Raw genomic sequence first — 25868 nt, forward strand, 5'->3', positions numbered from 1 at the left:
TACGCTGTGGTTGTGGGTTATGAAAACGAGGCGAGTTTACTCGCCTCTTATCAGTGCTTCAAGAAAAAAAGCAAACGTTTACGTCAGGGTTTCTTTGTGAAAATTTAGCCGCGACGGTAGTTTGGTGCTTCTTTGGTGATCTGTACGTCATGCACATGAGATTCCGCCATGCCCGCGCCAGAAATAACAACAAATTCAGCCTTGGTACGCATTGCTTCGATCGACGCAGAACCAGTCAGACCCATGCTTGAACGCAGACCACCCATTTGCTGGTGAACAATCTCTTTCAAGTGACCTTTGTATGCAATACGACCTTCAATACCTTCAGGAACAAGCTTGTCTGCCGCATTGTCCGATTGGAAGTAGCGATCTGAAGAACCTTGGGACATTGCGCCCAGTGAGCCCATGCCACGGTAAGATTTGTATGAACGTCCGTTATATAGGATCACTTCACCCGGCGCTTCTTCTGTACCCGCGAACATTGAGCCCACCATGACACATGATGCGCCCGCTGCGATGGCTTTACAGATATCACCAGAGAAGCGGATACCGCCATCAGCAATAACAGGAATGCCGTATTGATTTGCCACTTCAACTGCGTCAGCAATGGCTGTAATTTGAGGAACACCCACACCCGTAACAATACGTGTTGTACAGATAGAGCCTGGGCCAATACCCACTTTAACTGCACTCACACCCGCTTCAATCAGTGCTTTCGCACCCGCACCCGTTGCGACGTTGCCACCGATGATATCGAGGTCAGGGTATGCTTCGCGTGTTTCGCGAATACGGTTTAATACACCTTCAGAATGACCGTGTGAAGAGTCAATAAGTAGAACGTCCACGCCAGCTTCAACCAGTGCTTTTACGCGCTCTTCATTACCTGCGCCAGCACCTACTGCCGCACCTACGCGAAGACGGCCTTGCTCGTCTTTACACGCGTTTGGTTTGGTTTCTGCTTTGTGGAAGTCTTTTGCAGTGATCATCCCAGTCAGTTGAAAATCATCATTCACAACCAGAACTTTCTCAACGCGCGCTTGGTGCATTTTTTCTTGCACTTCTTCGCGACATGCGCCTTCTTTGACACAAGCCAGACGATCTTTAGGCGTCATAACAGCAGAGACTTTCTTGGATAGGTCAATGACAAAACGAACATCACGACCAGTAATGATACCAACAAGCTCGTTACTCTCGGTAACGACAGGGAAACCTGCAAAACCATGCTTTTTGGTGAGTTCAACAACATCTGCGATTGTCGCATCTGGATGAACAGTGACAGGGTGGGAGACAACGCCAGCTTCAAAGATCTTCACTTGGTGAACCATCTCTGCTTGCTGTTCAATTGACATATTTTTATGGATGAAGCCAATGCCGCCTTCCTGAGCTAGGGCGATAGCCAAACGCGCTTCAGTCACTGTGTCCATAGACGCAGATATCATTGGGATGTTCAACGAAATAGTTTTCGTCAGTTGAGTGCGTAAGTCGGCAGTGTTTGGAAGAACTGTGGAATGTGCTGGAACCAGCAATACATCATCGAAAGTTAGGGCTTCTTTAGCTATTCGTAACATTGCAATATCTCACGCCAAAATTAAATACGGGGGGACTAAATATTGCCGCCGCATTATACTGATGACGCAAACGTTTGGCTATAGATTTTCACGAAAACGTTTGGCTTTCATTTTTTGGCTCAGTACCATGACGCAATCCCTCTGATATTTAAGGTCAATTGGCGATGACAAGCCCGAATCAAAACATATATACCGTTTCTCGTTTGAATGCCGAAGTGCGTCTTCTGCTTGAGAACGAAATGGGCATCGTCTGGCTGGTTGGCGAAATATCAAATTTGACGGTGCCCGTCTCCGGCCACTGGTATTTCACGCTTAAAGACAGCCGCGCGCAGGTTAAGTGCGCGATGTTTAAAGGGAATAATCGTCGCGTCACCTTTAAGCCAGCCAACGGCAATCAAGTGCTGGTGCGTGCACGTTTATCCCTTTACGAACCGCGCGGTGATTACCAGATCATCGTTGAAAGCATGCAACCAGAAGGTGATGGCATGCTTCAACAGCAGTTTGATCAACTGAAAATGAATCTCGCGGCGGAAGGTTTATTCGCCGCAAGTAATAAACAGCCCCTTCCTGAGCAACCCAAGCGTGTGGGCATTATTACCTCCAAAACTGGCGCTGCGCTTCACGACATCCTGCATGTTTTAAAACGTCGTGACCCAAGCCTGCCTGTCGTGATTTACCCAACGCAGGTACAAGGAAAGGATGCGGCGATTCAGATTGCGCAGGCTATAGGGAGAGCAAACAGCCGAGACGAATGTGATGTTCTAATTGTGGGCCGTGGCGGCGGTTCTTTAGAAGATTTGTGGTGCTTTAACGAAGAAATTGTCGCGAGAACCATTGCAGCCAGTTCGATTCCTATCGTCAGTGCCGTTGGCCATGAAGTGGACGTGACCATCGCCGATTTTGTGGCGGATGTGCGTGCCCCTACCCCTTCGGCGGCAGCCGAACTCGTCAGCCGAGATACCTCTGTACGGGCTCAACAGTATTCACAACGTGCCGATAGGCTGAAACATGTATTGAGTCGTCACCTATCTCGCAGTCAGGAGCGCCTCACGCGCTTACAACACCGTTTGGCTATGCATCACCCTCAAGCAAGGCTTCAACAGCAAGCACAGCAGTTTGACGAGCTTGAGCGACGTCTTTATCAATCGATGCGCACCCAACTCCAGACACAAGCCCAACGATTGGACAGAGCAAGCCAGCGTTTGGATCGTTTTTCCCCGGCGAACCAATTACCCGGACTGAATGCGCAACTCGGCTATACCGAGCAACGTTTGATTGAATCAATGCGTCAGCAATTGCGCCAGCAGCAGCATAAGTTGGCGCTGCAAATGGAAACCTTAGACGCCGTTAGCCCTCTGGCAACGTTGGCTCGCGGCTATTCGATCACGCGGGGAAGCAACAACGAGGTAATTCGCACTCAGGACGATGTAAAGTCGGGCGATCGGATCACCACGGTATTATCGAGCGGCGAGATCCAATCCACCGTGATCTAAGATCACGCAAACGCTTTATGAAACGGTGTCATTGCGACACCGTTTTTTTTGCCTCAAATACAATGGTCGCACTTGAGCGCGACTTTAACTCATTACACTGATTACAAAAATAATTGGTGGCACCACATGCTTGAAGCTTTTCTAGCTGCGCATCGCAAGTTTGACAATACCCCTGTTTTATAAAGACTTTATCGCAAGGATCACAGTGATAACTCCCCTGTTCCCACCTCATTGATTCATTACAATCAGGGCAGTTGTTTTCCATATCTATTTCCTCCCAATGGTTCATGTCGCACTTTAACTGTCCAACATTTTGTCTCTCATCAATAAGCGCTATTCTAACTAAAATCGAAGATCAAACAGAACAGCCTCACGCTGGATCCTATCAAGATCGTCAGATCTCAGCGTTTATGGGATCCGATCAGCGATCTACCCTCAAAAGAATATTTATCAATACAACTCCCGAAAGCATAAGTTACATGTTCTGCATTTGGATTTTAAGCGGAATAAAATTCTTATGTTTGGTTATTTTTCGTCAATTAACAACATTTAGTAAAAGCAAGGTGGTTTAGTGACCGAGCAAAAATACACCGAATGCTCCTAGAACGATATTTCCCGCTTACAACCAAACAGTTATGTGACGAAGATCTATTTTTTAGTGAAATTCTCGCAACAGATCTGTCACGAATACCTTTCAATGGTCACTAATTTACGCGTTTACACCCAATGAGTTCTGTCATATTAGGGGTTTAGCGACCGAAGAATGCAAAACATGTATAAATTACATAAGTTGTCATTCAATCTTCATCTTTCCGGCTAGATTACGGACATAAAAAAACCGACCACTAGGGTCGGCTCTTTGCTTCTCACAGTATGATTACTTCTTACCGCGATGTTTAACCATATCCATCAAACGCTTACGTTGACGAGATTGGGAAATAGTTAGGTTTTCTTTCTTGCCTTCAAATGGGTTTTCGCTGCTTTGGAACTGAATGCGAATAGGTGTACCCATGATTTTCAGCGATTTGCGGTAATAGTTCATCAAGTAGCGCTTGTACGAATCAGGCAAATCTTTGACTTGGTTACCGTGAATCACGAAGATCGGTGGGTTGTAACCCCCTGCGTGCGCATATTTCAATTTCACACGACGACCGCGAATCATTGGTGGCTGGTGATCGTCTTGTGCCATGTTCATGATGCGTGTCAGCATTGCCGTTGAAATACGCTTTGTGGCGGATTCATACGCTTCTTGAATAGACTCAAACAAGTGACCAACACCTGTACCATGTAATGCCGAGATAAAGTGAATACGCGCGAAGTCTACGAAACCTAAGCGACGGTCCAGCTCAGACTTAACGCGGTCTTTCACGTCTTTATCCAAACCATCCCACTTGTTCACTGCAATCACAATTGAACGACCAGCATTCATAGCAAAGCCCAATAGGCTCAAATCTTGGTCTGAGATATTTTCACGCGCATCAATGACCAGCAACACGACGTTCGAGTCTTCGATCGCTTTCAGTGTTTGGATAACAGAGAACTTTTCAACTTTCTCGTTAACACGTTTACGACGACGAACACCTGCAGTATCGATAATGACGTATTCGCGACCATCACGTTCCATAGGAATGTAGATAGAATCACGGGTTGTTCCCGGCATATCGTAAACCACCACGCGATCTTCACCGAGAATACGGTTAGTCAGTGTTGATTTACCCACGTTAGGACGGCCAATAATACCGAATTTTATCGGCAGATTTTGCAGACGCTGAAGCGCGGTTTCTGCATCTTCTTCCGTTAATTCTTTGTCTTCTTCTTCGTACTCTTCTTCGCCAGTGAGATCAACCAAGCCTTCTTCGGCTTCTTTCTCAGCCAATGCTTCTGCATATGGCCTCAAAGCACGATCCATGAGACCTAATACGCCACGGCCATGTGCAGCAGCGATTTGGAACATATGCTCCATGCCCAGCTGCCAGAATTCAGCACTGGCTGCATCAGCATCGATGCCATCAACTTTATTTACGACAAGGAAAGTCGTTTTTTCACGCGAACGCAGATGTTGGGCAATCGCTTCATCAGAAACGGTCAAACCAGCACGGCCATCTACCATGAATAGAACAACGTCAGCTTCTTCAATCGCCGCCAGTGATTGCTCAGCCATTTTGGTTTCCACACCTTCCTCGGTACCGTCGATACCACCAGTGTCTACCACAATGAACTCATGCTCACCCAGCACGGCTTTTCCGTATTTACGATCCCTGGTCAAACCCGGAAAATCGGCTACCAGCGCATCGCGCGTCCTTGTCAGCCGGTTAAAGAGTGTCGACTTCCCCACATTTGGACGCCCAACAAGGGCTACTACAGGAATCATACTGACCTCTTAAAATCTCTTACTTATTAATAACAGCGGCTCCTGAACCTTAGGGTTCAGGAGCCGAATAATTCATAAACGCTTGATGTTACTGCGTTTGCTTTTTACTGATTTTCCCGTCACGGGTTATCACGATGTACGCATCATCCGCTTTCACTGGTGCAACGGCAATACCGCTATCATCCAGTTGCTGCTGTGCGACAAACTCACCCGTTGTCGGATCAAGCCAATGCAAATAGCCTTCCGCATCGCCCATCACAACATAGCCAGAAATGGCCACAGGCGCTGTCAGCTGACGGTATTCAAGATCGCGATTCTGCCATAGCTCAGTGCCACTACGCGCATCTACGGCAACAACATGATCTTTGTCGGTAACGAGGAACAAATAGCTACCCACGACCAAGAAATCTGTTGTCGAACTGTAAGTGCGTTTCCAAGCAGGACGTCCTGAACGCAAATCGATAGCGACAAGTTGACCATTGTAACCCACTGCGTAGAGCAAAGATCCAGAAATCACTGGCGTGGCATCAACGTCGACTAGACGATCAATTTCCGTTGCCCCTTTAGGGCTCGCAACAGTTTGCTGCCAAATGATGTTACCGTTCTCTATGAAAGCAGCACCCAGACGACCGTTTGCCATTCCCCAGAACACACCGCCTGAAATAGCTACTGGTGAGCTATCACCTCGCAATGTCAGGTTTGGCACATCACTTGAAATACGCCAGCGCTCTTCACCACTTTCAGCATCGAACGCCGCTAATTCGCCACGACTGGTATTTACCACAATCAGGCTTACATCTGCCAGTGGTTTCGATAAGATCTCGCCACCCGCATTAGTACGCCAAACCACTTCACCGGTTTCTTCATCCAACGCGATGAGGTCACCGGTTTCAGTGCCGATATACAATTTACTGTATGACGCAGTAATACCGCCAGAGAGTAACGCTGGCGTTTCTTCGCCTAGGTTAACCATCCAAAGCGTTTTACCTGATTCGGCATCTATCGCTTTGACTTCACCAGCGCGATCCGCGGCAAACACTTTTCCATACTCATAAGCAGGCGTGAGATCGCTGTAATAGCCACCTACACCGTCACCAACTTGCGAAGTCCAAAGTGATTGAGGAGTGAACTCACTACTTACGACAGGCACAGGCGCCATGACGATGGAGTCTTCTTCACTCGCACAACCCATTAGCAGCGTGCCTAACAAAGCCGCTGCACTTACACGTTTCCATCCCGTGCGCATCATACTCAACCCTTATTGCGGCAAGTTGTCCAATTTCATTTGAACAACAGGGTTAGACGCGGCTGCAATTGATGCTGCATAAGCTAAACGTGCAGCGGCGGTATCGCCTTTACGCAGTTGGATATCACCACGAAGTTCTTCAACTTGTGGCTTCCAGCTTTCTGCAGTCACGCTATCAAGTTCTTTTAGCGCAGCGTCAGCGTTACCTTGTTGCGCTTCAATACGCGCAAGACGCAGTGTCGCCGTCGCTTTCAACGAATCGTCTTTAGACGCTTGCACTGAGCGCAATTGCTCAGCGGCTTTGGCAAGATCACCCGCTTCTACGAATGTCTTCGCCAGCTGCAGCTCGACCAATGCCGAGTAAGAGCTATCGCTAGACTGAATAAATGCAGCGGCTTTCTCTTGTGCGTCAGCATCACCAGCAGCCAATGCGCTCACAACTTGCATGTACGCTTCTGACGCCTGCTCGCGGCTCGTTTCTTGTTCTGACTGGTAGTAGCGCCATCCATAAAGACCGCCCAGACCAATCACTGCGCCGAGGATGATGGCTTTGCCATTCTCCCGCCACCACGTTTTAATCGCTTCGACTTGTTGTTCTTCTGTGGTGTAGACGTCCACGTTTAGTCCTCTCTTAAACTCGTTGAGCCAATTTTTCGGCTACATCATCCTGAGAAATGGTCAGTTGCTCGCCACCTTTAAGATCTTTATAGGTCACAACCTTGTTCGCCACTTCGTCTTCACCCAATACCAATGCCACGGACGCGCCCACTTTATCAGCACGTTTAAATTGCTTCTTAAAGTTACCGCCACCGAAGTGAGTCATCACACGAAGGCCCGGTACACGTTCACGCAAAGTTTCTGCCAACTGCATGCCCGCTGCCATTGTTCCTTCACCCGCGGTGACCACGTAAACATCAACAACAGGGCGAGTTTCATTTAATTCCAATGTTTCCATTAGAAGCACAAGACGTTCAACACCCATGGCAAAACCCACTGCTGGTGTCGCTTTGCCGCCCAGTTGTTCAACCAGACCATCATAACGACCACCACCGCATACGGTGCCTTGCGATCCTAAACTCTCAGTGATCCATTCAAAAACAGTACGGTTGTAGTAGTCAAGACCACGAACCAGTTTCTCATTTACTGAGTATTGGATGCCTGCAGCGTCCAACAGTTCACACAAACCAGCAAAATGTTGTTTTGATTCGTCATCTAGATACTCAGATAGCTTCGGCGCATCCACCAGCACGGCTTGAATCTCTGGGTTTTTAGAATCCAGAACTCGCAGTGGATTGGTGTGCATACGTCGCTTGCTGTCTTCATCCAAAATAGCTTCATGCTGCATCAAGAACGCGACCAATGCTTCACGGTAGCCTGCACGCGCTTCCAACGAACCAATAGAGTTCAGTTCAAGGCGTACATGTTCATGAATACCCAGCTCACGCCAAAGGCGTGCTGTCATCATGATAAGTTCCGCGTCAACGTCTGGGCCATTCAGGCCAAACACTTCTACACCAAACTGGTGGAATTGACGGTAACGGCCTTTTTGAGGACGCTCATGACGGAACATAGGGCCCATGTACCATAGGCGCTGTTCTTGGTTGTACAGTAGACCGTTTTCAATACCCGCACGCACACAACTCGCCGTCCCTTCTGGACGCAACGTTAGGCTATCGCCATTGCGATCTTCAAAGGTATACATCTCTTTCTCGACTACATCGGTCACTTCACCGATGGCGCGACAAAAAAGATTGGTCATTTCAACGATAGGCATACGGATTTCGCTGTAGCCATATCCGCTGATCACGTTTTTAACCGTACCCTCTACTTTTTGCCAAAGAGGAGTTTGTGTTGGAAGGCAGTCGTTCATGCCTCGAATTGCTTGAATTGTTTTTGCCACGTTTACTCTCGAAACCGATCTTTTATTTATTCTGTTAGAAGTGAGCCTGAGGGCTTACTTCTGCGTGTTTACGTCAATGCGGTTGTTTTCATCCAGCATTGAGGCTTTAGCCCGGATCTTCGCTTCCAGCTGGTCGATCAGGTTGTCATTGTCAAAACGTTCTTTCTGACGAATACCATCGTCGTAATATGCGCTGCGCTTATTGCTGCCTGCTACACCAAGGTGTGACACCTCAGCTTCACCAGGGCCGTTAACCACGCAACCAATGATGGACACATCCATTGGTACCACAACGTCTTCCAGACGCTGTTCTAGCGCATTAACTGTCCCAATCACATCAAACTCCTGACGGGAGCAAGTTGGGCACGCAATAAAATTAACACCGCGCGAGCGAATGCGCAGTGATTTCAATATATCAAAACCGACTTTAATCTCTTCAATCGGGTCAGCCGCCAGCGAGATACGCAGCGTGTCACCGATACCTTCACTCAGCAGCATACCCAAACCGACCGCAGATTTCACTGCGCCAGCACGAGCACCACCCGCTTCGGTGATCCCCAAATGCAGAGGCTGGTCGATGCGTTTGGCTAATTGGCGGTAAGATTCAACTGCGAGAAACACATCAGAGGCTTTCACACTGACTTTGAATTGGTCGAAATTCAATCTATCCAGAATGTCCACATGACGCATGGCCGATTCTACCAGTGCTTCTGGTGTAGGCTCGCCATATTTTTCTTGGATTTCACGTTCCAGCGAACCACCATTCACACCAATACGGATAGGAATGTTTTTATCACGCGCAGCATCAACCACTGAGCGAATACGTTGTTCGTTACCGATGTTTCCTGGGTTAATGCGTAAGCAATCCACACCGAACTCTGCAACACGTAACGCAATGCGATAGTCGAAATGAATATCAGCAACTAAAGGTAAGTTGGTTTGTTCACGGATCAGCTTAAAGGCATCCGCAGCTTCCATTGTTGGCACAGAAACACGCACAATGTCGGCACCGACTTTTTCTAGCGCGTTAATTTGTGCAACGGTAGCAGCCACATCCGTGGTGCGCGTGTTAGTCATTGATTGAACGGCAATGGGAGCACCGTCGCCAATGGGCACATTGCCCACGTAAATACGCGTGGATTGGCGGCGTTTAATAGGAGATTCGCTATGCATTTGGTGTTCTCTGAATTACTTCGGTAGGCTCAAACGGGCAACACGCCCAGAAGGGTAACCACTTAAATCAACGTTGTCGCCATTGTAAACAAGACGCACAGCTGATGGCGCGCCTAATACAATCTTGAACGGCGCTTCGCCCGATAGGTCAACGGTTTCACCAGCAGACTTTATGCCAGTCAGAAGGCGTTTACCACTAGCATCACGTATATCAACCCAGCAGTCACCGTCAAAAGACAACGCCAACGTAGGTTGTTTGTTTAACGCTTCGCCATTGGTCGTCACGTCGTTCGTTGCCACTGTCGCTAGTGCCGAACCATTTGTTTCTGAATTTGGGGATGTTTCTGATGATGCGTTATTACTCGACTCGGCTTGTTCAACGACAAGCTCTTGAGCAGTACTTTCAACCTGCGCCATCTCTTCAATGACATCATCACTGGTATTTTCTACGACAGGTGTATCAACCGTCGTGTCACTAGGTACAGAAGCGTCAGTCTGCGCCACATCAGGTTGTGTCACTTGTTCAACTTGAGCGTTGATGGACAGATTATCGTTACCGTCGTCAGCGCCGACGACTTGAGCCATTATCGAGGTATTTTCTGATAGCGACATCAGAGGATCATTTTGCTGATTCTGCCACCACCAAAATGTGGTAATACCAACGACCACCGTCAAGATAACCCACGTTAGGCTCATTACACGGCTATCATGTTTATCGATACGTGTTTTACGCGAAAAACTCTGCATCTTTTGTGCTGATTCTTCGGTTTGAGGCGGCGCTTGATAGTCACAGATAAGCTCGTCAGCATTCAAACCGACCAGCTTGGCGTAAGAACGAATATAACCACGTGTAAACGTGGCTATTTGTTTGTTTTCGCAACAGTTTTCTTCAAGATCTAAAATAACGGATACACGAAGCCTTAGACGATCAGCCACGTCTTGAGCAGAAAGCCCGATAGCTTCACGGGCTTGCTTTAACACCTGTCCTGGGTGTGCGGACTCAACGTCTAACACTTGCTCTTCGTTTTGTTCAGTATTCATTCGCTAAGTACTGTCTATATTCGTTAGATTCGGGAAATTGTCTGGCCAACACATTGGCATATCGTGTCACTTCATTGGGACGTTCTGCTTTGCTTTCCAACTCAATGAGCGTCAGTAGCGAGTTCGGGCGATAACCATATCGCTTATGAAATTTAAACAAGCGTATTCGTGCATCATTCAATTCGCTGTCTTCAACTTCTAAACGCGCAAGTTGCACAGAAGACAGTGGGCGGTTGGGTTCATGATCAATCGCCTTTCCAAACCATATTTTCGCTTGTTGCCTTTCACCCGCTTTTAATGCACATAGTGCTGCATTCTCAAAGCTACCAGACATTTTGTAATAGTACGGCTGGTCTATTGCCTTCGCAAACGCCCTCTGCGCTTCACTATAACGTTCTTGGCGACACAAAAAGACACCATAATTGTTCTGAACGTCCCCGTTCTTAGGGGAATGGCGCAGTGCAGTAATATATTGCTGCTCGGCTTGGTCAAACTCTTCTACTTTTTCTAAGTAGTGGGCAAAGGAAATCAAGGAACGGTAGTATTTGGGGGCAAATTGCACCGCCATTTCTAGGTTTTGTCTCGCCCGTTCCCATTGACCCGCGTTTAAATAAGCAATACCGAGTGAAATTCTGGATTCAGCAGCCTGAATACTATCAAACTTCACGTTGCTTTGCTTATCCGTTACTGTGACACAGCCTGCTAATAATCCCATCAATAACAGTGTACTAAGCGTCCTTGCCATCATCCCATCCTATCAGTCTATGCGATCAGACTGATTTTACAGGGATTTGCTCCTCTACATTCAGTCTGCTTTGCGTGCGTTTGGTACGGTCGATAACATCACCAACAAGCTGTCCGCATGCCGCATCAATGTCATCACCGCGAGTTTTTCGCACGGTTACCGTGTAATCGTACTGCATCAGTGTTTTCATAAAACGATCGATGCGCGAATTACTCGGCTTCTTGTATGGTGACCCAGGATAAGGGTTAAAAGGAATCAGGTTTATCTTCGCAGGGGTATCTTTTAACAGCTCTGCGAGTTGGCGCGCATGGTCCATATCATCATTGACGTGATCTAGGAGAACATACTCTACAGTCACACGCCCACGGTTAGCATTTGATGATGCAATATAGCGGCGAACCGATTCCAAAAACGTATCAATGTTGTAACGATCATTGATTGGCATGATTTGGCTGCGAAGCTCGTCATTTGGTGCATGAAGAGAAATCGCGAGCGCAACGTCGATTTTGTCTGTCATTTGATCCAAGCCTGACACGACACCCGAAGTCGACACGGTAACGCGACGCTTCGAAAGACCAAAACCCAAATCATCCAGCATGATGTTAAGCGATGGGATCAGGTTTTTCATATTAAGCAAAGGCTCACCCATCCCCATCATCACGACATTCGTGATAGGGCGACGGCCTGTGTCTTTCTCAATACCAATCTCTTTCGCTGCACGCCAAACCTGTCCGATAATTTCAGACACTTTTAGGTTACGGTTAAAGCCTTGCTGTGCGGTTGAGCAAAATTTGCAATCCAACGCACAACCCACTTGAGAAGACACACACAGGGTCGCACGATCTTCATCAGGGATATAAACGGTCTCTACGTCTTGGTTACCCACACGCATTGCCCATTTGATGGTGCCGTCGCTTGAATGCTTAGCTAGCGTCACTTCTGGTGCGCGAATTTCACATTTCGCGTTCAGCTTTTCACGAAGCTTTTTATTGATGTTGTTCATCTGATCGAAGTCATCAACACCAAAGTGGTACATCCACTTCATGATCTGATCAGCACGAAACGCTTTCTCGCCTAACTCATCAGCGAAAAATGCTCGCAGCGCTTGCCGATCAAAATCGAGCAGGTTGATTTTTTCCGTTGTCATCAGATTGCCTCGTGAAACAGGTTAAATACAGGTTGGTATACCCAAACAACCTGAGGATGCAGGATTCAGCGAGCTTGACTGACGTTATGATCAAGGCGTCCCTTTGCCGATGTAGTAACTCTCCATCAAAAAGGGATAACACCGAGCATAGCGTCAGTCAACTCGCCCGAAGGGAGGTCCTCAGCGCGTCCACTTCGTCGTTAAATTCCTGTGAAATAGAATGACTATTCCTACAGGAATTTGCCTCGAATTGAACGCGCTGATGCCCTCTGAAATCGAGCATCTTCAGGTTGCTTGGGTATAGGGGCTTACAGCCTTAAATCAAGGCGCGAAATTGTACAGCCTTTGTGATCCGGATTCCACCTGTTACTTATGTGGCTTTTATTAGTCCAGAATAGAACAAAATAAAAAAAGGGAGCTCCAGCTCCCTTTTTATGTTCAATCACAATGCATTAGGCTTTGCGAGGGCAAATCTCATCACTGGCGAAAAAATAAGCAATTTCGCGTTCGGCAGAGGTTGGGCTGTCAGAGCCGTGTACTGAGTTAAAACGCATGCTCACCGCGTAATCAGCACGCAATGTGCCACATGCTGCTTCTTCAGGGTTAGTTTTACCCATCAACTCACGGTAATTGGCAATCGCATTTTCGCCTTCCAGCACTTGTACCATGACAGGGCCAGACGTCATAAACTCAACCAGATCATCATAGAAAGGCTTGCCTTCATGCTCTGCATAAAAGCCCTGGGCTTTCTCTTTGCTCAGGTGAAGCATTTTTGCTGCGACAACTCGCAGCCCCGCAGCTTCAATACGCTGATAGATAGCGCCAATCAGATTGCGTTCAACGGCGTCGGGCTTCACGATTGAAAAGGTGCGCTCAATAGTCATTCTATCTTCCTTATTATATTTTCAGACAGCAGGTAGAAAACGAGTTATCTGCTTGTAATGTCAAAGGTAGCCTACCAGAGCGCAATGTTAGACCCTACCCCAACATTGCGGAATCGTTAACTGTGTTGATAATTACCAGACACTTTTGTTTGAATTATCGTGAAGATTCATCCATCAAAATACGCGATAGGGTTTTCACGCCCATACCAGTCGCGCCCACGGCCCATTTATCACTGGCCCCTTTGCGGTAAGTACCAGAGCAGTCCAAGTGGACCCAACCGTTTTTATAGTCATCAACAAAGTACGAAAGGAAGGCTGCCGCCGTGCTCGCACCCGGTGAGTATTGGCCTGCACCCACGTTAGCCAGATCAGCAAAGCTTGATGGCAGCATGTTGCGATGGAAATCCGCGACTGGCAATTGCCACATGCCTTCGTTCTCTGCGTTCGCCGCGACAAGGCAACGCTCAGCCAAAGACTGATCAAAGCTAAACAGTGCATGATAATCGTTGCCTAACGCCATTTTCGCTGAGCCTGTGAGGGTGGCACAATCGATTGTCAAAGTCGGGTTAAACTTATTGGCGTAAAGCAGACCATCAGCCAAAACAAGACGCCCTTCTGCATCCGAGTTGAGCACTTCTACCGTCACACCGTTCTTGTAGGTGATGATGTCGCCCAGCTTATAAGCGTTGCTGGAAATCATGTTCTCTGCACAACATAAAATCAGTTTTACACGCTTGTTCAAGCCTTGAGCAATCGCAAGACCTAAACCGCCCGTTGCCATGGCTGCGCCGCCCATGTCTGCCTTCATGGCATCCATGAAACTTGATTGCTTAATGCTGTAACCGCCTGAGTCGAAGGTAATCCCTTTGCCTACGATACAAGCAAATACTTCGGCATCGGCATCGCCCGTTGGGTTGTAGTCCAGTTGAAGCATGGCAGGTTTACGCGCGGAGCCACGGCCAACGGTGTGAACACCTACCCAACCGTGTTCAAGCAAATCCGCACCAGAAACGATTTTGTAAGTCACGTGCTCAGGGCTAGGCGCTTGTGATTTAATGAACTCGCCAGCACGAACTGCTAATTGCTGAGGGCCGACTTCTTCTGCGGTTTCATTGATGATCTGGCAAACCCAGTCAATCGCGGTGATACGATCATTGAGGGCTTTCTGTGATGAGGATTCAAGCTCAGGTGTTTCAAACTCGACACCCGCTTTAGGACCACGTATCCCTTGATAGAATGCCCAAGCAGTTTCAAGGTCCCAGTTGTTACCCACCAAGCTGACTTTACGAATGCCTTGCATTTCAAGCTTACGCGCAGCTTGTTGAACGGGAGAAAGGGTATCCTCCCCTACCGCGTGGACGACCGCACCATCTTGACCAAAAGACACAACAGCATTATTTCCCCAAACCTCTGCCGCTGACTCGGTAGATAACGCAATACGCATTTTTTCTGTCATGCTGAACTCCTTTTTCAACTCGCCTTGCCAATCTCGGGCAACACGTAATGTTATTCTCGACTGATTTTAGTTATACACCCAAACGACCTGAAGATGCTCACATTCAGAGATCGTCAATGCGTTCAATTCGTGGCGAATTTTACGAGGAATAGTCGTTCTATTCCCGTGGAATTTAACGAAGAAGTGGACGAGTTGACTGACGCAGTGCTCTTTGTTGTCACTTTTTGATGGAGATGACTACACCTGTAAAGGGACGTCGCGATCACAATGCCAGTCAAACCCGCTGAATCCTGCATCTTCAGGTTGTCTGGGTATAGAGTACGCCATATATGTGACGTTTTATCAGATAAAACAAAGCGGGCATCCGCCCGCTTCAATATGATCAATGTGCCTTCAATATTCCGCTAACACAAGCGGAATAACCAAAGATTAATCCATTTCATCCATCCAACACAGGATGATCGCCTCTAGGATTTTCTCGTTAGAGTGATTAGGATCATCGGAGAAATCTTCCAGCTCCATCACCCAACGATGCAGATCCGTAAATCGTACCGTTTTAGGGTCAGTATCTGGAAATTTTTCAACAAGCTCTATCGCGATATCGCGAGTATCAATCCATTTTAAGCTCATAGCCCCGGCTCCCTATTTTGAATTAATGGTTCTCAGACGCGTGATTCAAGGTGTAACGAGGAACTTCCACAACCAAGTCTTGTTGCGCGACTTTCGCTTGGCAACCTAAACGAGATTCAGGCTCTAGTCCCCACGCTTTATCCAACATGTCGTCTTCAAGTTCATCGCTTTCGTTCAATGAATCAAAGCCTTCACGAATGATCACGTGACAAGTTGTACACGCACAAGATTTTTCACACGCATGTTCAATTGCAATGCCGTTGCGAAGTGCAACGTCTAATACTGTTTCTCCGGCTTCTGCTTCCAGAACTGCGCCTTCAGGGCAAAGGTCTTGGTGTGGCAGAACAACAATCTTTGGCATGTTTAAACCTCGTCAATGGAATGGCCAGCCAGCGCTTCGCGGATGGATTTATCCATTCGACGCGATGCAAATTCCTGGCTCGCTTTATCTGTATCTTTAATACCTTGATCAATCGCTGCGGCGTTATCACCATTACGCAGCGCGATAAGCGCTTCAATGGCAACGACCAAGGTTTTTTGTTCTTCATCATTCAACAATGTGTCAGCATCAGACTGCATAGCAACGAGCAGCCCTTCAATCACTCGATCTGCTTCGACACGTTGTTCCGCCAAATAGCGGGCATCTTTGTCTTCTTGCGCGTGAGTGAACGATGATTTGATCATGTCCATCACTTCGTCGTCACTCAGGCCATAAGAAGGCTTCACTTGGATCGAAGACTGCACCTCAGTGCTTTTCTCCATCGCCGTGACAGACAACAAGCCATCCGCATCAACTTGATAGGTCACACGCACATGCGCAGCACCTGCCGTCATCGGCGGAATACCTTTCAAGGTGAAGTTGGCTAGCGATCGGCAATCATCAACCATCTCACGCTCGCCTTGCACCACGTGAACCTTCATGCCGGTTTGGCCGTCTTTGAAGGTGGTAAATTCTTGAGCGCGAGCGACAGGAATGGTGGTATTACGTGGAATGATTTTTTCAACCAAACCGCCCATGGTCTCAATGCCGAGCGATAATGGGATAACGTCCAGCAACAGCATCTCACCATCTGGCTTGTTGCCGACCAAAATATCAGCTTGCGTTGCAGCGCCCATGGCAACCACTTTGTCAGGGTCAATGCTGGTCAACGGTGTGCGGTTGAAGAACTCGCCCACTTTCTCGCGAACCAAAGGTACACGTGTTGAACCGCCTACCATGACTACTTCCAACACTTCTTCTGCGCTGACGCCCGCATCTTTCATTGCACGGCGACAAGAAAGTAGGGTTTTCTTCACCAACGCGCCAATCAAATCATCGAACTGCGCGCGGGTGATTGAGCCACTCCAGCCCAGTACTGAAATGTCAGCACTGTCATTACCGCTCAAAGACACTTTGGTCGCGGTTGCAGCATTAAGCAGACGGCGACGGTCATCGCCAGACAAAGTCTCAAAGCCTGCTTGTTCAGCAATCCAATCTGCCACTAAGTGATCGAAATCATCACCACCAAGTGCAGAATCACCGCCCGTCGCCAATACTTCGAACACGCCTTTCGACAAGCGAAGGATAGAAATATCAAACGTACCACCACCCAAGTCATAGACGGCAATGACGCCTTCTTGACCTGAATCCAAGCCGTAAGCAATGGCAGCCGCGGTCGGTTCATTCAACAAGCGAAGCACATTAAGGCCAGCGAGTTTGGCTGCATCCTTGGTACCAGCACGCTGCGCATCATCAAAGTAGGCAGGCACAGTGATCACCACGCCTTCTAGCTCACCACCTAACGCAGCTTCTGCACGCGCATTCACCGTACGCAATATGTCAGCAGACACTTCAATAGGGTTTTTGGTGCCTAAACGCGTTGCAATCAAAGGCAACCCATTTTCAGAGGCGGACAACTGGTAAGGAAGGTGCGGATAACGCGATTGAACGTCAGACAATGAACGTCCCATCATACGCTTGATAGAAATTACGGTGTTGGCACTGTCCGTTTCAGACATTGCCTGCGCTTCGTAGCCGACGCTCACTGCGTCGCCATAGTGAACGACTGACGGGATCAGAGAGCGACCATCTAGGTCGTCTAACGTCGTTGCGGTGCCACTGCGAACAGAGGCCACGAGCGTATTGGTTGTACCTAGGTCAATACCGACCGCGAGCTTGTGCTCATGCGGCGCAGCACTTTGACCCGGTTCTGCAATTTGTAACAGTGCCATGTAGATTCCTGTGCCTGATCGTCTGCTGCTTGTGGGATTACCCCAGCAAACGATCTTCGATTCGTTCGATTTCTAGCTTGAGTTTGACTAAGAATTTGAGTTTGCGCACTGTGACAGCGGCATTAGCCCACTGTTGATCATTGAGTTGCGCTATCAGTTCATTTAACAGGGATTGATGAAGTGTCGATACCTGTTGTTCAAAGTCAAACAACAATACATCCGGCTCATCGCTATCTGCAATATCTTCAAGCTCTTCACGCAGTTCCATTTGCTGCATCAGAAACTCAGGGTCTTGCATTGTCTGCTGTTCATCGCGCAGCTCTAGCCCATTCAAAGAAAGAAGGTACTCGGCACGGCGAACGGGGTCGCTCAGCGTCTGATAGGCATCATTGATTTGCGCCGCTTTCTGAACAGCTAACAGGCGCTCTTGAGAAGAGGCCGTGGCAAATTTGTCCGGGTGAAAACGTCGTTGAAGTTCGCGATACTGCGAAGAAAGAGAGCTACCATCCAGCTCAAACTGAGATGATAGCCCGAATAGTTCGAAATGATTCATGTCATCTCACGTCGTGTTAAACGTTAAAGCTCTCGCCGCAACCACATTCACTGCTTACGTTGGGGTTGTTGAACTGGAAGCCTTCGTTCAAGCCTTCTTTGGCGAAGTCGAGCTCTGTACCCTCAAGGTACAGCATGCTCTTGCTATCAACGATCACTTTCACGCCTTTATGCTCAAACACTTGGTCTTCTTCATTGAGATCGTCTACGAACTCAAGAACGTAAGCCATGCCTGAACAACCAGAGGTTCTTACACCGAGACGAAGCCCGATGCCTTTGCCTCGGTTTTCAAGGAAAGTGCGAACACGTGATGCCGCAGCATCTGTCATAGTAACGGCCATAAATACAACAACCCTTCTTACGTATTAAGCTTCGTGCTTTTTCTTGTAATCGCTAACAGCAGCTTTAATTGCATCTTCCGCTAGGATTGAGCAGTGAACTTTAACCGGAGGCAGTTCTAACTCTTCTGCAATTTCAGCGTTTCGAATCGCTGCCGCTTCGTCTAGTGATTTGCCTTTTACCCACTCAGTAACCAGTGAGCTTGATGCAATCGCTGAACCACAGCCGTAAGTTTTGAACTTCGCATCTTCGATGATGCCTTGCTCATTCACTTTAATTTGAAGCTTCATAACGTCACCACACGCTGGTGCGCCAACCATGCCGCTACCAATGCTTGGATCGTTTTTATCGAATGCACCCACGTTACGTGGATTCTCATAGTGATCGATTACTTTTTCGCTGTAAGCCATGATCTATTCCTCGACATCCTTTAACCGATTAGTGATGTGCCCACTCAACGGTGTTTAAATCAATACCTTCTTTGTACATATCCCAAAGAGGTGACATTTCACGAAGCTTGGTGACTGCTTTCAGTACTTGCTCAATCGCGTGGTCCACTTCTTCTTCAGTGGTAAAACGACCAAATGAGAAACGAATTGAGCTGTGCGCCAACTCATCGTTCAGGCCGAGTGCGCGAAGAACATAAGACGGCTCAAGGCTGGCAGAAGTACATGCAGAGCCAGAAGAAACAGCCAGATCTTTCAGTGCCATCAGCAGTGATTCACCTTCAACGAAGGCAAAGCTCACATTCAAGTTACCCGCTACACGCTGATCCAGATCACCATTCACATAAACAGCTTCTAAATCTTTTACGCCATTAAGGAAACGGTCACGCAATGCCAGTGAGTGAGCTTGGTCTTTTTCCAGCTCTTCTTTTGCGATGCGGAAAGCTTCACCCATACCCACGATTTGGTGAGTTGGAAGCGTACCAGAACGCATACCGCGCTCATGACCACCACCGTGCATTTGTGCTTCTAGGCGAATACGTGGTTTACGGCGAACATACAATGCACCGATACCTTTAGGACCATATGCTTTGTGTGCGCTCATTGATACGAGGTCAACTTTGATCGCTTGCGTGTCGAGTGGCATTTTGCCAACAGATTGCGCAGCATCAACGTGGAAAATCACTTTGCGTTCACGACACAATTCACCGATAGCGGCGATGTCTTGGATAACGCCAATTTCGTTGTTCACGTGCATGATAGAAACCAAAATGGTGTCTTCGCGCATCGCATCAGCGAGCTTGTTCAAGTCAACGATACCGTTTGACTCAGGCTCAAGGTAAGTGACCTCAAAGCCTTCACGCTCTAGCTGACGGCAAGGATCCAAAACCGCTTTATGTTCGGTTTTGCAGGTAATGATGTGCTTACCTTTTTTACCGTAAAAGTGTGCAATCCCTTTGATCGCTAGGTTATCTGATTCAGTCGCTCCAGACGTGAAAACAATCTCACGTGAGTCCGCATTCAGATAATTAGCAATGTGCTCACGAGCAGTATCAACCGCTTCTTCCGCTTGCCAACCAAAACGGTGTGAACGTGATGCTGGGTTACCAAACACGCCGTCTAGCGTTAGGTGTTGCATCATTAATTCGGCAACGCGAGGATCTACCGGGCATGTTGCTGAATAGTCAAAATAAATTGGCAATTTCATTTGTGTCTCCAAGTACTCCGGCACGACTCATTACGAGCGAAAGTTCACACCCATGGTCACTGAGTTTTCACTGCCATTGGAATTTAAACCGTGTCTAACAATAGTGGTTGACTCATGAGTTGAGTCTTGACGCCCCGCGACCTGCTTGACTTCATTGTCTTGCATCAGTTCGCCGAGCGTAATGTCATTTAAAAAGCCGCTAATGCGCGAGCTTAGGTCACGCCATAGCGTGTGTGTCAAGCAGCGTGTTCCGCCTTGGCAATCGCCTTTACCTTGACACTTAGTCGCGTCTACTGATTCATCCACCGCAGCGATCACCATGCCAACTGCAATTTCGTTTGCATCGACACCAAGGCGATAGCCACCACCAGGACCACGTACACTAGATACCAATCCAGCTTTACGTAGACGAGAGAATAGCTGCTCAAGATACGACAAAGAGATCCCTTGACGTTCTGAAATATCAGCAAGAGGCACTGGCCCCATTTCTGAGTGCAGCGCGACGTCAAGCATCGCTGTTACGGCATATCTGCCTTTAGAAGTCAGTCTCATAACATCCTACCTGTGAGCGAGTAATGAAATGAGTTTGACATACCCGACTAAAACGGTCAAGTATTTAACCTAGTAAAACAGTCAAGCTTTTAGCCCTTCATTTTAAAAGGTTATTCTTGCGTCTTTTTGGTGCTTTTATCAACAGCAGAAAGCACACCACGCAAAATGTTCAGCTCCTGACTTTCAGGGCGAGCGCGGTTAAATAGACGACGCAATTTGGTCATCACCAAACCAGGATGTGATTTGTTGATGAACCCAGTTTTATCCAGCACATTTTCAAGGTGCACGTAAAACCGTTCAAGATCTTCCGCCAATGGGTAAGGTTGTTCTTTGACTTCTCCCTGATAGGCTTGGCTATCTAGCCATGCCATTCGCGCTTCATAACATAGCGTTTGAACCGCCATCGCCAAGTTCAGCGAACTGTATTCAGGGTTAGCAGGGATAGCGACATGGAAATGACAAGCTTGAAGTTCTTCATTGGTCAGCCCGGTTCTTTCGCGGCCGAAAACCAATGCAACAGGATGATGTTGAGCTTCCTCAATCGCCTTCTTGCCACACTCTCTTGAGTCCAGCATTGGCCACTCTAAAGTGCGACTTCTTGCGCTAGTGCCAACTACCAAACCGCAATCTGCCACCGCTTCTTCCACCGTATTGACGATGCGAGCATTGTTGGCAATATCGCTTGCACCTGCAGCAAGAGCGATAGCTTGACCATCTACTGTGCAGTCAGGAGAAACCAGCACCATGTTTTTTAGGCCCATCACTTTCATTGCTCGGGCAGCCGAGCCGATGTTGCCAGAATGGGTGGTACCAACCAGTACAATTCGAATATTATCTAACATTTAGCTATCACTGAATTACGTCGAGGAAATCGGCCCAGCCCCCGCGGTACGGGGTTTGAGCATTAAGCCGCGAGATTCTACCACAGTGGTATTTGATTTACCCTTTTTACGCCCACCAACAAAAGCAGATGAACAAAAAATAACCACTTCCCTTTTGCCGTAGCTCTGATATACTCGCCGCCGCTTTCCGTTCTTTAACATCCGTTGGGAAAAATTGTATGCATCCTATGCTAAACATTGCCATTCGCGCTGCGCGAAAGGCTGGCGACTTTATCGCTAAATCTGCTGAAAACCCTGATAACGTAGAAGCCACTCAAAAAGGCACTAATGACTTCGTTACCAATATCGATACTTCTGCAGAGCACATCATTATCGATGTAATCAAGAAATCTTACCCTGACCACAGCATCGTTTCGGAAGAAGCGGGCGCTATCAAGGGTAAAGATGCTGATTACCAATGGATCATCGACCCACTGGATGGCACCACCAACTTCGTAAAAGGCATTCCACACTTTTCTGTGTCTATCGCTTTGCGCATTAAAGGCCGCACTGAAGTTGCGTGTGTTTACGATCCAATTCGCAACGAACTCTTCTCGGCACAACGCGGTTCTGGCGCACAGCTTAACAGCAAGCGTATCCGTGTAAGCAGCCCGAAAGACCTAACTGGCACTGTGCTAGCGACTGGCTTCCCGTACAAAGCAAAACAACACTCTGAAGGCTTTATCAAAGTTATCAGCGCATTGTTTATTGATTGTGCAGATTTCCGTCGTACTGGCTCTGCTGCTCTAGACCTTTGTTATGTTGCAGCTGGCCGCGTTGATGGTTTCTTCGAGCTAGGCTTGAAACCTTGGGACATGGCAGCAGGCGAATTGATCGCTCGTGAAGCTGGCGCACTATGCACCGACTTCTCTGGCGCGACTGATTACATGCAAACCGGCAACATTGTTTCTGCTAGCCCGAAAGTACTGAAAGGTATTTTGGCGAAAATTCGCGACAACGCGAATGAAGCGATGAAGAAATAAGATTCGTTAAGAATCAAAAAACGGCGTCCTTCGGGACGCCGTTTTTGTTTGTGGGGTGGAAAGAGCGAGAGCAAAATCCTGAATACTGAATACTGAATTTCAGGACCTAGGGACTGCTTTTCCTAGGCCCTTATCTTCAGCTCTTTCTATACCTTGTTTTCCCCATAAAAAAATGGAGCCTTTCGGCTCCATTTTTTGTTACGACTGGCTCTAAGGCATCGCGTCGAATTCTTCGCCTTCTTTTTCTACAGGCGGCGGTGGTAGCAAGTGCTCACGGGTTAGACCCAATGTCAGTGCTAATGCCGATGCCACGTAGATAGAAGAGTAAGTACCCACAGTGATACCAATAAGCAGTGCGGCTGCAAATCCATGAATCATTGCCCCGCCCTGCAAGAACAGCGCAATCACCACGAACAAGGTCGTACCCGACGTGATAATGGTACGGCTCAATGTCTGCGAGATAGACTCGTTCATGATATCCGAAGCATCACCCTTACGCATCTTGCGGAAGTTCTCACGCACGCGGTCAAAGACAACGATAGTATCGTTGAGTGAGTATCCGACAACGGTCAACAACGCCGCAACAATGGTCAAATCCAGCTCAATCTGCAAGAAAGAGAAGATGCCCAAAGTAATGATGACGTCATGCGCCAAGGAGGCAACAGCACCGGTTGCCAAACGCCATTCGAAGCGTACTGACACGTAAAGCAAGATACAGATTAACGATGCAATGATCGCCAAACCGCCCGCTTCAGTCAGCTCTTCACCCACGTTTGGACCAACGAACTCAATACGGCGCATTTCCACCGCTTGACCCGTGCCCGTCTTGATAGCGTTCAGGATCTGGTTGCCCAGCATCTCGCCTTTCATGTCATCACGAGGACGCAGGCGAACCATCACGTCACGTGACGTACCAAAGTTCTGCACAATCGCATCACCAAAGCCTTTTTCGGCCAATGATGCACGAATGAGTGGCAAATCTGCTGGTTGTTCAAAACCGACCTCAATCAGCGTACCGCCCGTGAAATCCAAACCCCAATTCAACCATTTGGTCGACAAGGTAAAGATTGACGCAGCAATCATCAACGCCGACAGAATGTATGCTGGCTTGGTTAAGCGCATAAAGTCGAAATAAAAGTTTGGCTTTATCAATTGAAACATTTTAATGCCTCCCTAAATCGACAGTTTATCAACGCGCTTACCACCGTATACCAGGTTAACCAAACAACGGGTCCCGATAATGGCAGTGAACATTGATGTCAAAATACCGATAGACAAAGTCACAGCGAAACCTTTCACTGGGCCTGTACCTACCGCGAACAAAATAATCGCTGTGATCAGCGTGGTAATGTTCGCATCGGCAATGGTGCTGAATGCGTTCGCATAGCCTTGGTGAATCGCTTGTTGTGGGTTTCGCCCATCCAAGATTTCATCACGTATACGTTCGAAGATCAGTACGTTGGCATCAATCGCCATACCGACGGTCAAAACGATACCGGCAATACCTGGAAGCGTCATGGTGGCACCAGGGATCAAAGACATCACACCGATAATCAACACAACGTTAGCCAGTAGGGCAATGTTTGCAAACAGACCGAAACGACGGTAGTAAACAGCAGTAAATAGCATGACCGCAATCAAACCGAACAGACACGCTTTCACGCCCATATCGATATTTTGCTGACCCATTGATGGACCGATCGTACGCTCTTCAACAATAGAGATCGGCGCAATCAGTGCACCTGCACGCAGAAGCAATGCGAGGTTGTGCGCTTCAGGCTGAGAGTCGATACCCGTAATACGGAAGTTACGTCCCAACGCCGTTTGAATGGTCGCTTGGTTGATCACTTCTTCGTGCTTGGTAAGGATAACCTTGCCGTTTGCATCACGTTTACCGCTGTCTTTGTACTCAGCAAAAACCGTTGCCATTAGCTTGCCAACATTGTTTTTACTGAACGCAGACATTTTGCTGCCACCTTCGCTATCTAGCGAGATGTTAACTTGCGGACGGCTGTACTCATCAAAGCTAGAGCTTGCATCAGTGATATGCGAACCACCAAGAATCACACGCTTCTTAACCACCACAGGGCGGCCATCACGCGTTTGCTTGATTTCGCTACCAGGAGGAACACGACCGGCTGCCGCTGCTGCCAAATCTGCGCTGTCATCCACTTCGCGGAATTCTAGCGTTGCAGTTGCACCCAAGATTTCTTTCGCTCGTGCGGTGTCTTGTACGCCAGGTAGCTCAACCACGATACGGCTAGCGCCTTGACGTTGAACAATCGGTTCGGCAACACCCAGTTCGTTAACACGGTTACGCAAAATCGTGATGTTTTGCTCAACCGCATAGTTGCGGATCTCTTGAAGACGCTGCTCAGTGAACTTAGCAGAAACAGCAAAACGAGCACTGTCGGTGGTAAACACCATATCTGGGTGCAGTTTCGAGAGTTCAGACTCAGCTTGATCCATGTCTGCTTCGTTACGGAAGCTAACATCGATGTTGTCATCGGCACCGACACGAATACCGCGATAGCGAAGCTTCGCTTCACGCAGTTCGGTACGGAACGTATCTTCTTGCTGACTGAGGAGCTTTTCCATTGCTGCGTCCATGTCCACTTCCATCAAGAAGTGCACACCACCACGCAAGTCTAGGCCGAGTTTCATCGGGTTAGCACCGATAACTTCTAGCCAAGTTGGGGTTGCAGGGGCGAGGTTAAGCGCAACAACAAGTCCATCATCCTTATAAGCGCCGTTTAACACGTCACGGGCTTCAATCTGCTGGTCAGTGTTTTTGAAACGAACCAGAACGGTGCCGTTTTCTAGAGCAAGAGATTGGTAAGAAATGTCGTCTTTTTCGAGGGTATTTTTGACGGAGTCCAGAGTCGATAGATCAACCGAGGCGCCACGCGCCCCGGAGATTTGAACCGCTGGATCTTCACCGTAGATATTGGGAAGTGCATAGACAGCGCCGATGAGTAACACCAACACCACCATAATGTACTTCCACAAAGGATAACGGTTTAGCACTGCTATGATCCTTTAT

25 protein-coding genes are annotated in these 25868 nt (G+C 48.0%); 2 read left to right on the forward strand and 23 right to left on the reverse strand.

What is annotated here, in order from left to right:
- Positions 1-104: 104 nt before the first annotated feature.
- The gene (gene guaB, locus Q365_RS0112790; protein WP_028023708.1) at positions 105-1568 is read right to left on the reverse strand and encodes an IMP dehydrogenase; all 1464 of its coding nucleotides are present in this window, start codon (positions 1566-1568) and stop codon (positions 105-107) included.
- Positions 1569-1732: 164 nt separating this feature from the next.
- On the opposite strand from guaB, the gene xseA reads away from it, so the two are divergent.
- Positions 1733-3061: an exodeoxyribonuclease VII large subunit gene (gene xseA, locus Q365_RS0112795; protein ID WP_035024961.1), complete on the forward strand. Its 1329-nt coding sequence runs from the start codon at positions 1733-1735 to the stop codon at positions 3059-3061.
- 28 nt (positions 3062-3089) lie between these two features.
- Here xseA and Q365_RS26475 read toward each other — a convergent pair whose 3' ends face one another.
- The 20 genes from Q365_RS26475 to trmJ form a co-directional block, all read right to left on the reverse strand.
- Positions 3090-3326: a zinc ribbon domain-containing protein gene (locus Q365_RS26475; RefSeq protein WP_081796245.1), complete on the reverse strand. Its 237-nt coding sequence runs from the start codon at positions 3324-3326 to the stop codon at positions 3090-3092.
- Positions 3327-3938: 612 nt separating this feature from the next.
- Positions 3939-5432, reverse strand: coding sequence for a ribosome biogenesis GTPase Der (der, locus tag Q365_RS0112800; RefSeq protein WP_028023710.1), 1494 nt, complete (start codon positions 5430-5432; stop codon positions 3939-3941).
- A gap of 88 nt (positions 5433-5520) precedes the next feature.
- The gene (gene bamB, locus Q365_RS0112805) at positions 5521-6681 is read right to left on the reverse strand and encodes an outer membrane protein assembly factor BamB (protein WP_028023711.1); all 1161 of its coding nucleotides are present in this window, start codon (positions 6679-6681) and stop codon (positions 5521-5523) included.
- A 9-nt stretch (positions 6682-6690) separates the two neighbouring features.
- Positions 6691-7296 (reverse strand): YfgM family protein, encoded by a 606-nt coding sequence (locus Q365_RS0112810; RefSeq protein WP_028023712.1) that lies wholly within the window; start codon positions 7294-7296, stop codon positions 6691-6693.
- Positions 7297-7309: 13 nt separating this feature from the next.
- On the reverse strand, positions 7310-8578 hold the full coding sequence (gene hisS / locus Q365_RS0112815) for a histidine--tRNA ligase (RefSeq protein ID WP_028023713.1): 1269 nt from the start codon (positions 8576-8578) through the stop codon (positions 7310-7312).
- Positions 8579-8632: 54 nt separating this feature from the next.
- A complete protein-coding gene (ispG, locus tag Q365_RS0112820; protein ID WP_028023714.1) occupies positions 8633-9751 on the reverse strand; it encodes a flavodoxin-dependent (E)-4-hydroxy-3-methylbut-2-enyl-diphosphate synthase in 1119 nt (372 codons plus the stop codon).
- A gap of 15 nt (positions 9752-9766) precedes the next feature.
- The gene (gene rodZ / locus Q365_RS0112825; protein ID WP_028023715.1) at positions 9767-10792 is read right to left on the reverse strand and encodes a cytoskeleton protein RodZ; all 1026 of its coding nucleotides are present in this window, start codon (positions 10790-10792) and stop codon (positions 9767-9769) included.
- A complete protein-coding gene (gene pilW, locus Q365_RS0112830; protein WP_028023716.1) occupies positions 10782-11537 on the reverse strand; it encodes a type IV pilus biogenesis/stability protein PilW in 756 nt (251 codons plus the stop codon). The genes rodZ and pilW overlap by 11 nt, the downstream gene beginning before the upstream one ends.
- Before the next feature lie 25 nt (positions 11538-11562).
- Positions 11563-12684 carry a bifunctional tRNA (adenosine(37)-C2)-methyltransferase TrmG/ribosomal RNA large subunit methyltransferase RlmN gene (locus Q365_RS0112835; protein WP_028023717.1) on the reverse strand — a complete coding sequence of 374 codons (1122 nt, stop codon included), beginning with the start codon at positions 12682-12684 and terminating at the stop codon, positions 11563-11565.
- Between the two features lie 452 nt (positions 12685-13136).
- Complete coding sequence (gene ndk, locus Q365_RS0112840) at positions 13137-13568, reverse strand: nucleoside-diphosphate kinase (RefSeq protein WP_028023718.1); 432 nt, start codon at positions 13566-13568, stop codon at positions 13137-13139.
- A 154-nt stretch (positions 13569-13722) separates the two neighbouring features.
- Entirely contained in the window at positions 13723-15024 is a 1302-nt protein-coding gene (gene pepB / locus Q365_RS0112845) for an aminopeptidase PepB (protein WP_028023719.1), read from the reverse strand.
- A 429-nt stretch (positions 15025-15453) separates the two neighbouring features.
- Complete coding sequence (gene iscX, locus Q365_RS0112850; RefSeq protein WP_028023720.1) at positions 15454-15654, reverse strand: Fe-S cluster assembly protein IscX; 201 nt, start codon at positions 15652-15654, stop codon at positions 15454-15456.
- Positions 15655-15676: 22 nt separating this feature from the next.
- Positions 15677-16015 carry an ISC system 2Fe-2S type ferredoxin gene (fdx, locus tag Q365_RS0112855; RefSeq protein WP_028023721.1) on the reverse strand — a complete coding sequence of 113 codons (339 nt, stop codon included), beginning with the start codon at positions 16013-16015 and terminating at the stop codon, positions 15677-15679.
- A gap of 2 nt (positions 16016-16017) precedes the next feature.
- On the reverse strand, positions 16018-17865 hold the full coding sequence (gene hscA / locus Q365_RS0112860; RefSeq protein WP_028023722.1) for a Fe-S protein assembly chaperone HscA: 1848 nt from the start codon (positions 17863-17865) through the stop codon (positions 16018-16020).
- A gap of 37 nt (positions 17866-17902) precedes the next feature.
- Positions 17903-18418 (reverse strand): co-chaperone HscB, encoded by a 516-nt coding sequence (gene hscB, locus Q365_RS0112865; protein WP_028023723.1) that lies wholly within the window; start codon positions 18416-18418, stop codon positions 17903-17905.
- Positions 18419-18434: 16 nt separating this feature from the next.
- Positions 18435-18758 (reverse strand): iron-sulfur cluster assembly protein IscA, encoded by a 324-nt coding sequence (gene iscA, locus Q365_RS0112870; protein WP_028023724.1) that lies wholly within the window; start codon positions 18756-18758, stop codon positions 18435-18437.
- Between the two features lie 24 nt (positions 18759-18782).
- Positions 18783-19166 (reverse strand): Fe-S cluster assembly scaffold IscU, encoded by a 384-nt coding sequence (iscU, locus tag Q365_RS0112875; RefSeq protein WP_028023725.1) that lies wholly within the window; start codon positions 19164-19166, stop codon positions 18783-18785.
- Between the two features lie 28 nt (positions 19167-19194).
- Positions 19195-20409, reverse strand: coding sequence for an IscS subfamily cysteine desulfurase (locus tag Q365_RS0112880; protein WP_028023726.1), 1215 nt, complete (start codon positions 20407-20409; stop codon positions 19195-19197).
- A 30-nt stretch (positions 20410-20439) separates the two neighbouring features.
- Positions 20440-20961 carry a Fe-S cluster assembly transcriptional regulator IscR gene (gene iscR, locus Q365_RS0112885; RefSeq protein WP_028023727.1) on the reverse strand — a complete coding sequence of 174 codons (522 nt, stop codon included), beginning with the start codon at positions 20959-20961 and terminating at the stop codon, positions 20440-20442.
- A 110-nt stretch (positions 20962-21071) separates the two neighbouring features.
- Entirely contained in the window at positions 21072-21803 is a 732-nt protein-coding gene (gene trmJ, locus Q365_RS0112890; RefSeq protein ID WP_028023728.1) for a tRNA (cytosine(32)/uridine(32)-2'-O)-methyltransferase TrmJ, read from the reverse strand.
- Positions 21804-22021: 218 nt separating this feature from the next.
- Between trmJ and suhB the strand changes: the two genes are divergently transcribed.
- Positions 22022-22825 carry an inositol-1-monophosphatase gene (suhB, locus tag Q365_RS0112895; RefSeq protein WP_028023729.1) on the forward strand — a complete coding sequence of 268 codons (804 nt, stop codon included), beginning with the start codon at positions 22022-22024 and terminating at the stop codon, positions 22823-22825.
- 210 nt (positions 22826-23035) lie between these two features.
- Here suhB and secF read toward each other — a convergent pair whose 3' ends face one another.
- Together secF and secD are read right to left on the reverse strand one after the other, a co-directional pair.
- Positions 23036-23986: a protein translocase subunit SecF gene (secF, locus tag Q365_RS0112900; protein WP_028023730.1), complete on the reverse strand. Its 951-nt coding sequence runs from the start codon at positions 23984-23986 to the stop codon at positions 23036-23038.
- A 12-nt stretch (positions 23987-23998) separates the two neighbouring features.
- Positions 23999-25852 carry a protein translocase subunit SecD gene (gene secD, locus Q365_RS0112905; protein WP_028023731.1) on the reverse strand — a complete coding sequence of 618 codons (1854 nt, stop codon included), beginning with the start codon at positions 25850-25852 and terminating at the stop codon, positions 23999-24001.
- Between the last annotated feature and the right edge of the window lie 16 nt (positions 25853-25868).

Origin of the sequence: Enterovibrio calviensis DSM 14347 (assembly GCF_000621165.1) — a bacterium.
In the GTDB taxonomy this organism is placed as follows: domain Bacteria; phylum Pseudomonadota; class Gammaproteobacteria; order Enterobacterales; family Vibrionaceae; genus Enterovibrio; species Enterovibrio calviensis.